We start from the raw sequence: 10,984 nt of genomic DNA, 5'->3' as shown, positions 1-10,984 counted from the left end.
AAAATTAATGATATGTTCTTTTAAGGGTAAAAAATTTCATCGAAGCTATATGGGGGTTATATAACAAAGTAACAATACAAAAAAAACCCGCCGAAGCGGGGACCTTACTAGCTTTAGATTATTAGGGCTAGGAGTTTTTTCTAAATTTTCCTTATAATCCTGATTAAAAAATAATCATGCATTTTTCGCCATAGCTAATCGGTAAATAATATTAAATTATTTTTGTTCCCAATTAGCCTCAGTTAAATCCTAAACTACTAAAAAATCTGCATTGGTCATTGCCAACCCAACGCCAATCGTAGCAATTTGTAAAGCAGCACCTGCACTACTACCATCTGCATCATATAATAATGCACCGGTCATATTGTTATAGATGATCAAATCATTGGCATCCAGTGCTTTTGTGCCTATTCTGAATTGGCCAGAGGCTAAAGTACCTGTAGTGGTTAGTGCCGTAAACACCGAATTCTCAAGCTGAATAGTGTCATTGACTACGTTATAGTCGGTAATGGTGTCAATGTGACCAGTTGTCGTAAATTTGAAGAAATCGTTACCCGTTCCGCCGGTTAAACTATTAGTGCCTGTGCCTCCATCAAGGGTATCATTTCCAACTCCACCGTTGAGCTTATCATTGCCTCCTCCGCCGTTAAGCTTATCATTACCCCCTCCACCGTTGAGCGTATCATTACCGCCTCCACCGTTGAGCGTATCATTACCTCCCTGCCCATTTAATTGGTTGACAGCATTATTTCCAGTAATAACGTTATCAAGATCATTGCCTGTACCATTGACCCCCAATGTGCCGGTCAGCGTGAGGTTCTCAACATTCGCTGGCAGGTTGAAGCTGACACTACTTTTGACGATATCCATGCCTTCATTTAAATTTTCAGTGACCGTGACACCGGTATTGCCAACAATATAAGTGTCATTTCCCAAGTTCCCAATCAGAGTATCGTTACCTCCTTTTCCGTCGATGGTGTCGTTATACGCAGATCCATTAATCGTTTGAATATCGACATTACCTACCATATTCAGACCACTCGTAAGTAAAATCGAAGTGCCGACGCTAATTGGTAACCACTCAAGTGAAATGGGAGCACTGGCACCGATTTTCAGCCACTCAACATTGGCTTCACCTAATTGATTGTTCAGATGGATCATGCCGAAGCCATCGACAAAGATTTCAACACTACTACTATCAAAATATCGACTTATGCCTACTATGCGCACGGCAGAAGCGGGAATGTCACCTGCATTCGAACCAGTTATAATATGTATCGTATCGTTGTCTCCACCACCCGCCGATTCCCAAATACGATCCATGTCAGTGGAAAATTTACCAGAAAACTCATATGTGTCGTCACCCGATCCACCATATAAATTATCGTTGCCGCCCATACCGTTGATTGTGTCGTTAAACTGAGTTCCTTTGATATCATCATTAAATGCGCTGCCCGTCATGGGTAAACCACCGGTAAGAGAGATTCGATCACTGGCACCGATTTTCAGCCACTCAACATTGGCTTCACCTAATTGATTGTTCAGATGGATCATGCCGAAGCCATCGACAAAGATTTCAACACTACTACTATCAAAATATCGACTTATGCCTACTATGCGCACGGCAGAAGCGGGAATGTCACCTGCATTCGAACCAGTTATAATATGTATCGTATCGTTGTCTCCACCACCCGCCGATTCCCAAATACGATCCATGTCAGTGGAAAATTTACCAGAAAACTCATATGTGTCGTCACCCGATCCACCATATAAATTATCGTTGCCGCCCAAGCCAATCAAGATATCATTACCACCTTTAGCATCAATTGTGTCATTGCCACTTGTTCCAGTTATCTTGTTGCTGAAATCATTCCCAGTGAATGTTGCCATTTTTGAACTCCGTAATAAGAGTGAGTGTTATTACCCACTCAGCAATTATGTTATCTTGCCGAGCAATTCTAAGTCAATACAAATACTCTTATAAAATAATAATATAGATGAATAAATTCAATTCATGAATTGCATATTCGAGCATTTAAAGATAGAGAATAGAAGGAATGAGAAAAAATTTTATATCAGCTATAACTAAATCAAATTTTCAGTAGGGGTATGTAAACTTATCCAAATGCACCGCACACTTTTGTAATGATTCAATTAAACCGGGCACTTTAAAAGGCAGATTTATAATGTCTTAACGAGGTGACGATGAATACAAATCAAATAAAACAATGTAAACCGAAATACACATTAGAATTTAAGCAGGATTCTTCCAAATTAGTTCTAGAAAAAGTCTCTGCTCATCAACAAGCAGCGGATAATCTAGGGATATCACTTAGTGCAATTGGTCGCTGGGTCAGATCAGAGCGAGGATCGACAACAGATGGCGAGACAAAAATTAATTGTCCTTCACCGAAGAGCAGATTAGTTCCAGCTTTACCAATAATGATAATGAGAATTGTTTGCAATTAGATAATTTCTCTTGTAATATACCAACTGTTCATCAGTTATGTGATTTACATCGTAGTAGCAGCCGCATTCTCTACGTGTAGCTGGGATGATTGTAAATTTCATTTTTGTTCTTCCTTGCGTGAAAATAAGCCATCACGCACACTTGCCCCGTACATTTTTTCTCTTCCTTTTAAATGTACTGGGTTTCTTTTTTTTCTGATATCTGTTTTTCAATGTCTGATCTTAGGCAAAAATGTCTGGGCCACCCTGTGAATTTATGTTGCCGCTTCACAACATCCACCCTACTCGCATTGCCTGCGCTTACATATTTACGTCCAGGTGTTCATGAAGGTGAATTATAAGATTTATCTGATTGTTTTAAAGGTAAGAAGAATTTATATTCGGTGGTTAATTATTAAAGACTTGAATTTGCATTCCTTGTGTTAATTGCAAGAGAGAATCCGAATACTGCATTTATACTTTATATTCTGAGTTTTTTAACCAGAAGCTGATTGATAAATAATGGGTTAGAAAAACATAACCGTGTTACACGACATTCTATTCCAGATTATGAGACATTTTTTGAATGAATCACTTACAATTTGTCAATAATGGCGATAGTAGCAATTAAAATCATCTTTTCGGCGATTCTTGAAGTTAATCAACTTGAAACGCAGGCTGTCAAACTCGGCGGCGTCTTCCCGGAAATAGAAATTGAGCAAGTTGATTCAAACACTGGGCTGCATTACTTCAAAATTGCAAAATCTCTCCCGCATTTGGGACCTACAATGATTGCATCCGCAGTCGCAGAAAGCGAGCTACAGATAGACTTATTCTGGAATATTCTTTCATATGTCGGCGATATGACATTACGTAATACTGGCAAGGTGCTATACGAGGCCAACGGTACATTTGAAGAGTTCAATCCCCCTGTAAATCAAACATCGATTCATGGAGTGGCTATTCTAACCGAGAACTGGTTTAAAAGTTCTATCCCATTGTTTCACAAGAAATACGATCTTGACCTTCTTAAACGTTACAATTTCTCTCGAGAAATTCAGGAGCCTATAGGAAAATTTATTTCTCTTTACTCTCTTCTTTCATCTCGTTGCAAAGACAGCCAAGTCGAAACCGACAAGTTGATCAAATCTGTAGAGCCAAATGTTGCGATTGACATTTCTCCCATAAAAAAAAGACAAGAAACGATCTTTACCAAACTACGAAATGAACTAGCCCATAATCGCAAAGATAGCTCTGTTATTGAAACGCATAGGAATATCATTCTTCATCTCCCTCGATTCGAGTGGATTGTTAAAGTTATTGTACAGCGTGATATTGTTGTCTCTCCATAACGCGGCACTGAATCGCCCCGATATTTCTGGATGCTTTTTTTGTTTGAATCGGGCTGCATCAGTTGACCCCGAATCGCCCAGGAATTACCGTAGACTCTATTTCTTGAGAGGATAGAGTAATGAAAAAAAATGAGATATTCACCGGAGGTACGGGTACGGACTGTTCGGCTGGTGCATGAACACCAAAAGGAGTATGAGCCCGCAGTGGGCAGCGATGGTATCGATAGCACTGAAGATCGGTTGCACGTCGGAGACATTGCGAACTTGGGTACGCCAGTCAGAAACCAATCAGGGTATTCGAGGAGGACTGTCGACATTGGAGCGTGAGAATCGTGAGCTGAAGCGGGCAAATGAGATATTGCGCAAGGCATCAGCTTATTTTGCGCAGGCGGAGTTCGACCGCCGACCAAAGTGATGACGGTATTTGTCGATAAACATAAAGCGTGGTATGGGGTCGAGCCAATCTGCAGGCAAATTCAGATTGCACCGTCGAGTTACTATGAACACAAAGCGCGTGATCGAGATCCTGATCGGTTGGCTGATCGCCTCAAGCGAGATGAGGAACTTGAAAACGATATACAGCGAGTATGGGAGAGTAATTTCAAAGTTAATGGTACCAACAAAGCATGGCGTCAACTGTTGCGTGAAGGTATTCGCGTTGCGCACTGTATAGTCGAACGGTTGATGAAGAATCTGGGGATACAGGGCATCGGGCGCGATAAAAAATGTTGGACAACGATTGCGGATAACTTGCTTGACCGACCAACAGACAAAATTAATCGGCAATTCGTTGCGACGCGCCCCAATCAGCTATGGGTGGCGGACATTACCTTTGTCGCAACGTGGATGGAATTTGTTTATGTGTCTTTTATCACGGATGTTCTTGCGCGATGTATTGTTGGCTGGCGCGTCAGCCGTTCATTCCATACCGATTAGGTACTCGGTGCACTGGAACAGGCATTGTGGACACGGAGGGAGACCAACGGGTTAATCCATCACAGCGATCATGGCTGTCAATATCTGTCGATTCGCTATACAGAGTGACTGGCAGAAGCAAATATCGAGGCTTCTGTTGGCAGTGTCGGCGATTCTTATGACAATGCGCTGGCCGAAACAATTAACGGATTATACAAGACAGAAGTCATGCGGCATCGAGCTCCTTGGCGCAATATTGATGAAGTGGAATTTGCCACCCTAGAGTGGGTTGACTGGTTCAACAATCACCGGTTACTGGAGCCAATTGGAAATATTCCACCGACGGAATTTGAAATGACATTTTATCGCCAATTAAAAGGTCAGCAGAGGCAGACTGACTCAAACAAAAAAAGTCTCCAGAAATATCGGGACGATTCATACTTTCTGTCATGCGGTGTTTTCCTTGATCTGTCGAGATCCTCGACATTAGGTTACACCGCTTCTTCTTCCCTTGTCATACACCAGAAATGATCATAGCGCTTCGTTTTTTAGTTAGCCTAAGGGTTTACTCTTGAGCAGTTAATTTTTTATCGCACACTAGGCTGACTGTCATAGGGTTTGGATGCAAATCATAGACAGCACCTGTTCCGTAGTCGATCAATCCACCCATGATAACCCCTCCGCCAGCCAGTGTTGGCATCATGGTTGCAGTTTGTTGATGGCAACCATCCTTGGTGATCGATATTTGTAACGATTGATTGCGTTTAGATTTTATCGTGCACGGAGAAACGGGTTCAAATCACTCGGAAGGTGATGGGTTTTGAGTATATCTCCAAGCCATCAGCCAATTTGTCCAATTTCTATTGACGTCATACACTCCTAATCGCCTCGGCAAATCCTGCTACGGTTCACTCGTCCATAAGGTTTTGTCGCATTAACTATGGGATAAAGAATCTGATATTCTAGGCACATTTCAACAAGAAAATGTAAATCTCCCTGCTCAATAACAAAAGAATGCGCTTTCCGTGAGATATAATTTTAGTATCCATCCGTTGTAGTTAGCGTATCCATTGAATTATAGGCATATTGAAGATAATGACGATCAAACATATTATTGAGGGACGAAAGAAGGATCTGGGGGGATTTTCTGTTCGCAGAATTTTGCCCCATGCCAAACAACGCATGGTAGGGCCGTGGATATTTTTCGATCATATGGGGCCAGCAGAATTTAATGCCGGAGAAGGAATCAATGTCAGGCCTCATCCTCACATAAATCTCGCAACAGTCACCTATCTTTTCGAAGGAGAAATATTACATCGTGATTCTCTTGGCAATCATCAGCTAATCCGTCCTGGAGAAATCAATTTGATGGTTGCAGGCAAGGGAATTACGCATTCTGAACGTGAGCGTGATGAGATACGCAACACATCACACAAACAACATGGATTGCAGCTCTGGCTTGCGCTTCCAGAAAAATATGAAGAAATTGCCCCGGCGTTTTATCACTATTCATATACAGACCTTCCTCTGGTTAACATTGAGGGTATTTCGGTTCGTGTCTTAATCGGTAGTGCGTATGGTGTTTCTTCGCCTGTAATTAGTTTCTGTGAAACACTATATATTGAAGCAAAGCTACAATCCGAACAGAGACTCAAATTGCCTCAGGCTACTGAAGCAGCTATATATCTAGTAGAAGGCGATGCCTCTATTAATGGCGAAGCCTTGCGGCAATACCAAATGATGATAGTAGAAAATTCAGGTGACCTGACTATTGCTGCTACAAAAGAGTCGCGTATTGTTTTGATAGGCGGCACTCCCTTAAGTGAGCGGCATATTTATTGGAATTTTGTTTCAAGCCGAAGAGAACGGATCGAACAAGCCAAGCAAGATTGGCGAAAAGGACGATTCGCAAAAGTGAAAGGCGATGACAAAGAATTTATTCCTTTACCTGATAATGATGGTTAATATGAACTCACACCCCCCATATCACTGCAGTATATTTCTATGTTGTACAATAGTCATCAGCTGTATTAATACCTAGGATACAGAAGTCCAAATCAATATGAGGCAGAAACAGAAAAATCGGAGAAAGTTGCTTAACTTGATTGTCTAGAATTAGTTGACCACGTCATATGTCACCAATTTATCACTGTGATTTATCAATGCTAATCAATAAAAAGCCAGCATAAAAACTAGCAGTTATTAAAATATTTCTATTTCTACTAAAGTTATTTTTTAGCCTGCCGATAGCGTGATTGTTTAAGAGACATTTTGGATTGATGCATACTGTAGCTAACTAAGGATTACGGAGTAATTTTATGGCAACTGGGCAAGAGGTTTTAGAATACTATGGAATTCCTGTTGACTTGGCCATTGATTTTATTAATGAAAATATTGATCAGCCAGAAATTATTTTTAATTTAGCGAATGATGCCGGAATAACAATTAAGCATCTAAGCGATATAACGGGTTATTCAACAGATAGTATCAGTGATTACTTTTCTTCTTCTGGACTAAATTCAAAATCGTTAAATGAAGTAAAATTAATATTAAATTCCTCTCTGGGGGATTTAGAAAGCCTTGTTAAATATAATGATCACAATGGAGTTTTATCAACTGCCTCACTAAATGAAATAGTCGAGGCAAGGACAAGTGCGGTAGACTACGAATATTATTTCACTCCTTTTTGGTTGGGATACGAACTAGCTGATAATGTACTTACTTCAGATGAATTAGGTGTTTCAAACCTAGGCGATTTACCAGCTAACACTGAAAGTATAGAATATGTGATTTTTGGCACATTGATAAATTTATACTCATATCTTGATGAAACAGAAATAAGTCAACTAAAACAATTTTCACATAATGAAAGTAATAGAAATGAGTATCGTTCATTACTCATTGAAGATTTGAAAGATTCGGCTAATTATACTGATCAGGCACTAGCAGATCTTGTGGTCAATGAAACTGTTACCCTTATTGAAGAATTCTGGGATGTAGATACGGTTGGTGTGCTGGATCACAGTTTATTAGGATTAGCTGGGGAAATATAAGTAAATTCCGTCTGGATTGTTGGTAGCAGAAATTTTGGAACTGCCAAGCTAACTTTACCTGCGCTCTATAGACAGAATTGCGGTTAAACCAGACTAAAAATATCGGATTTAAGGATGATTAAAAGAATTAAATCCGAGCACCAAATTAATGGATGACGGAGTTCCAAACTGTTAATCCGTTGGTCGCCAGTTCGATCCTGGCACGATCTACCAAATAGAATAGGGGTTAGCTTAAACGCTAATGCCTTTTTTATTTTAGAGCATAGCAAGAACTTCTTAATCATACTGTTAATAAAGACAGAACTTCGATATTTCCCGAAAAATAAGCAGAATAAATCGATTTCTCGGCTCTGGACCGAACTTATGCAGAAATCTGCTTGGTAATTACCCTCTCCGCTTTAGACCGCAAAGCTTATTGCCATAACAACGCCTCAATGGAAAGCAAAAGTGAATTGGTGCATCGTCGAAAATTCAAAATGCGGCAACAAGCAATTCATGAGATTACTGAAGTTTCTATAATCGACAGAGAAAGCAGTATGGTTTTAGTTAATATCTTACCAATGCAATTTACTATGCAAATCTGTTCGCTATTTTGTAGCATAAATTCCATATTTGACAGCACATGTCACAGCCAATGGAATCAGATCTTTCCAGACGCCATGATGACTGTTGCCGTGATCGATCGAATCAACCATCACGCAACTATCGTTGAAATAGATTGTTTAAGCTATAGGATGAAAAACCAATTAAATCATGATGTAATAAACAAACCCAACCGGCCAACATAATTGTCGTGTAATCGTCCATTGTAATTAACGCGAGACACTCAGCTTTAACCAGCACCACCTTGCCTGCGCCCCGTCCTCGCGCTCAGGTACTTGCAAATGCGGTTTAAAGGATTTAACTAATTGCTGAAAAAGAAAAAAGCCTCTATATTCAGGAGTTATTTTATTGGTATGTAGTTAGCCCCTCGTATTGTACGGGGACATTTTAATTAGAATTAAACTTTTGATTTTCGGTATGAATGAGAATTTAGTCTATATTATTACTATATTAGGTTGCGTGCTTTCCCTACTTTCAATGCAACATTTGTTCTTTGGAGAAAGAATCCCTGCACAGGATAAAAGGCCAGAGAAAATCATAGTAGGAAAGTATGAATTGGAAATTAGTACAATTCTCGGGGTTTTTTTAGTTTCGGTAATTACTGCTATTTTGCCTTATCTCTTACGCATTGCAACTCCTCATATACTTTTCCCTGGTGAGCAATCATCCCAAACGGTTTGTAATAACTTAAAAGGACCATATGAACTTCGCCATGGATATATTTTTGTTGAAAAGGAAGATATACGCTTAAGAGCTAATAATGGTCATTGGCAAGCAGATGACTGTCGTTATCTAGAACCGAACAAATATGCTTTAACAGGAAAAGACACAACAGATTTCGATATTGAAATTGTAATCGAAAAAAAATTTAAAAAAATTGCCACGGGAACATTTGAATATGACTCTAAATTATTAATTGAGAATGGTAAATTGCTAAATAGAACTTTTAGATTAGCAACTGAAAAAGAGAAGAAGCGCAGGTTGGTTTGTAACGACAAAGAAAAAGAAAAAGCAAAGAATACATGTTATGGTATTGAAATGAGCAAAATTAATAATAAAATTAATGAAGCATTAAATATTCGCCAAGAGGAACATAAACGATTAGCCAGTAGGACGTGCATCCCGACTAGCGGCAAAGACAGTGGAGATCCAATTCTCGCCTTCGTTTGTAATGACTATACAAGAGTGATGAATTTTATGCATACAAAATAAGCCAATATTATAAATTTATCAGTTCATCCGGCAAGTGCGTACCTGTTAGTCAGAAAGGCATGTTGAAAGAAAGTGAATCAAAGGTTGAAATCATCTTTGATTTTCAATCATGAGATTTTTTCAACATGTCGACCAGTTTGCTGTATCACGCCTTTGGCATAGTTGGTTATTATTATCAAAGTACCTGTTTTATTGCGGGCGTCATAGTTGTCGCAATCCAGTCGGATCATTGTCGATTGAGATGTCCGGTATGTAAAAGCCGCGAGATACATTACCGAGGAAAGTTGGTTCGACGCTTCCGCACAGTATCGATAGGACAAAAAGCAGTCTTTATCGACCTTCCAGTTCAGCGAGGGGAGTGAGCTGGGATCTAGTTAAGGGGATACAGAAAGGCAATCTGAATAAACGTTATCGGTTGCCGAAATTAGCCAAGATAAAACGCATTGCGCTGGATGAAATATACCAAGGCAAGAAGCTGGGCTATTTAATCATAGTTCTGGATCTTCAACGTGGGGCAGTGATTTTTGTTGGGAATGGGAAAGGCGCAGATGCACTGATTCCGCTCTGGAAGCGTTTGAAACGATCAGGTGCTCAGATTGAAGCGGATGCGACCGACATGGGTTCAGCTTACATCAGTGCGGTGCGGGCTAATATCCCAGATGCAACGCTAGTAGTGTTCGATCACTTTCATATTATTATGCTGTTCAATGAAAAACTGACAAAACTGCGTCGTGATCTGCAACGAGAAGCAGAGAATGGGTTGGGTAAACCCGTGTTGAAGGGCATTCGCTGGCTGTTGCTCAAGAACCCTGACAACCTGAATGATACGCGCAATGAGCGTCAACGTCTGGATGAAGCATTAAAGCTCAATCAACCCTTGGCAACAGCCTATTACATGAAAGAGGAGTTACGCAATATCTGGCATCAACCGGACAAAACCTCAGCTCAACAGGCATTGGACGAATGGGTAAAAAAAGCCGCTGCTTCGGATATCAACATGCTCAAGCAATTCTCTAAAACTATTGCGGCACACCGCTCGGGCATCCTGGCTTATTTCGATTTCAATGGTTTATCAACTAACTGGGTCGTTGGAAGGCACCAACAACAAGATTAAAACCTTGCACAAAATGGCCTATGGTTTCAGAGATACCGAGTGCTTTAAACTTAAAATTATGGTGCTGCATGAAACTAATTACGTTCTTGCCGGTTGAATCAGAAAGTATGCACTTGCCGGATGAACCAATAGTTATTTACTAGTTGTAAATCATTCTTAGGTTATTGCTTGGTTTCAATTGTCCACAGTGGGGCTTTTTAGGAAAGATTGGATATGAAAATAAACATTACAAAAAAAGAATATAGATTGTTACTTGATGTTCTCTATCTCGGAGACTGGATGTTAAC

The 10,984-nt window shown here is 40.0% G+C and carries 10 protein-coding genes, 1 pseudogene and 1 other annotated feature; of the genes and pseudogenes, 9 read left to right on the top strand and 2 right to left on the bottom strand.

The annotated features are described in order from the left end of the window. Positions 1-249 precede the first annotated feature (249 nt). Positions 250-1,890 (bottom strand): calcium-binding protein, encoded by a 1,641-nt coding sequence (locus C7H79_RS15490; protein ID WP_119983676.1) that lies wholly within the window; start codon positions 1,888-1,890, stop codon positions 250-252. Between the two features lie 315 nt (positions 1,891-2,205). Here C7H79_RS15490 and C7H79_RS15485 point away from each other — a divergent pair, with 315 nt between their 5' ends. The 3 genes and pseudogenes from C7H79_RS15485 (at position 2,206) to C7H79_RS15475 (ending at position 5,246) form a co-directional block, all read left to right on the top strand. Then, positions 2,206-2,469, top strand: a complete 264-nt coding sequence (locus tag C7H79_RS15485; RefSeq protein ID WP_106708178.1) for a hypothetical protein — start codon at positions 2,206-2,208, stop codon at positions 2,467-2,469. Positions 2,470-3,059: 590 nt separating this feature from the next. Further along, positions 3,060-3,800, top strand: a complete 741-nt coding sequence (locus tag C7H79_RS15480) for a hypothetical protein (RefSeq protein WP_106708177.1) — start codon at positions 3,060-3,062, stop codon at positions 3,798-3,800. 129 nt (positions 3,801-3,929) lie between these two features. After that, positions 3,930-5,246: pseudogene (locus C7H79_RS15475) on the top strand (IS3 family transposase). After that, positions 4,173-4,289: a sequence feature (AL1L pseudoknot), on the top strand. Its footprint overlaps the pseudogene before it by 117 nt. 34 nt (positions 5,247-5,280) lie before the next feature. Here the strand turns inward: C7H79_RS15475 and C7H79_RS18120 are convergent. After that, positions 5,281-5,418 (bottom strand): hypothetical protein, encoded by a 138-nt coding sequence (locus C7H79_RS18120; protein WP_172592474.1) that lies wholly within the window; start codon positions 5,416-5,418, stop codon positions 5,281-5,283. 392 nt (positions 5,419-5,810) lie between these two features. On the opposite strand from C7H79_RS18120, the gene C7H79_RS15470 reads away from it, so the two are divergent. The 6 genes from C7H79_RS15470 (at position 5,811) to C7H79_RS19560 (ending at position 10,794) form a co-directional block, all read left to right on the top strand. Beyond that, positions 5,811-6,680 carry a pirin family protein gene (locus C7H79_RS15470; protein WP_106708176.1) on the top strand — a complete coding sequence of 290 codons (870 nt, stop codon included), beginning with the start codon at positions 5,811-5,813 and terminating at the stop codon, positions 6,678-6,680. Positions 6,681-7,033: 353 nt separating this feature from the next. Continuing rightward, positions 7,034-7,768, top strand: a complete 735-nt coding sequence (locus tag C7H79_RS15465; RefSeq protein ID WP_106708175.1) for a hypothetical protein — start codon at positions 7,034-7,036, stop codon at positions 7,766-7,768. 434 nt (positions 7,769-8,202) lie between these two features. Then, on the top strand, positions 8,203-8,556 hold the full coding sequence (locus C7H79_RS19565) for an ATP-binding protein (RefSeq protein WP_106708174.1): 354 nt from the start codon (positions 8,203-8,205) through the stop codon (positions 8,554-8,556). Positions 8,557-8,788: 232 nt separating this feature from the next. Further along, positions 8,789-9,583: a hypothetical protein gene (locus C7H79_RS15455; RefSeq protein ID WP_147383632.1), complete on the top strand. Its 795-nt coding sequence runs from the start codon at positions 8,789-8,791 to the stop codon at positions 9,581-9,583. Positions 9,584-9,941: 358 nt separating this feature from the next. Beyond that, positions 9,942-10,697 (top strand): transposase, encoded by a 756-nt coding sequence (locus C7H79_RS15450; RefSeq protein ID WP_197714657.1) that lies wholly within the window; start codon positions 9,942-9,944, stop codon positions 10,695-10,697. Further along, positions 10,648-10,794 carry a transposase gene (locus C7H79_RS19560; RefSeq protein WP_374058023.1) on the top strand — a complete coding sequence of 49 codons (147 nt, stop codon included), beginning with the start codon at positions 10,648-10,650 and terminating at the stop codon, positions 10,792-10,794. The genes C7H79_RS15450 and C7H79_RS19560 overlap by 50 nt, the downstream gene beginning before the upstream one ends. The last annotated feature ends 190 nt before the right edge of the window (positions 10,795-10,984 follow it).

The sequence above is a fragment of the Nitrosomonas supralitoralis genome, from assembly GCF_003011925.2.
Lineage (GTDB): Bacteria > Pseudomonadota > Gammaproteobacteria > Burkholderiales > Nitrosomonadaceae > Nitrosomonas > Nitrosomonas supralitoralis.
This window is presented reverse-complemented; position numbering and strand designations above follow the sequence as displayed.

Coding starts and splice junctions, on each gene's coding strand:
- C7H79_RS15490 (WP_119983676.1), bottom strand. CDS start 1,890: ATGGCAACATTCACTGGGAATGATTTCAGCAACAAGATAACTGGAACA.
- C7H79_RS15485 (WP_106708178.1), top strand. CDS start 2,206: ATGAATACAAATCAAATAAAACAATGTAAACCGAAATACACATTAGAA.
- C7H79_RS15480 (WP_106708177.1), top strand. CDS start 3,060: ATGGCGATAGTAGCAATTAAAATCATCTTTTCGGCGATTCTTGAAGTT.
- C7H79_RS18120 (WP_172592474.1), bottom strand. CDS start 5,418: ATGATGCCAACACTGGCTGGCGGAGGGGTTATCATGGGTGGATTGATC.
- C7H79_RS15470 (WP_106708176.1), top strand. CDS start 5,811: ATGACGATCAAACATATTATTGAGGGACGAAAGAAGGATCTGGGGGGA.
- C7H79_RS15465 (WP_106708175.1), top strand. CDS start 7,034: ATGGCAACTGGGCAAGAGGTTTTAGAATACTATGGAATTCCTGTTGAC.
- C7H79_RS19565 (WP_106708174.1), top strand. CDS start 8,203: ATGGAAAGCAAAAGTGAATTGGTGCATCGTCGAAAATTCAAAATGCGG.
- C7H79_RS15455 (WP_147383632.1), top strand. CDS start 8,789: ATGAATGAGAATTTAGTCTATATTATTACTATATTAGGTTGCGTGCTT.
- C7H79_RS19560 (WP_374058023.1), top strand. CDS start 10,648: ATGGTTTATCAACTAACTGGGTCGTTGGAAGGCACCAACAACAAGATT.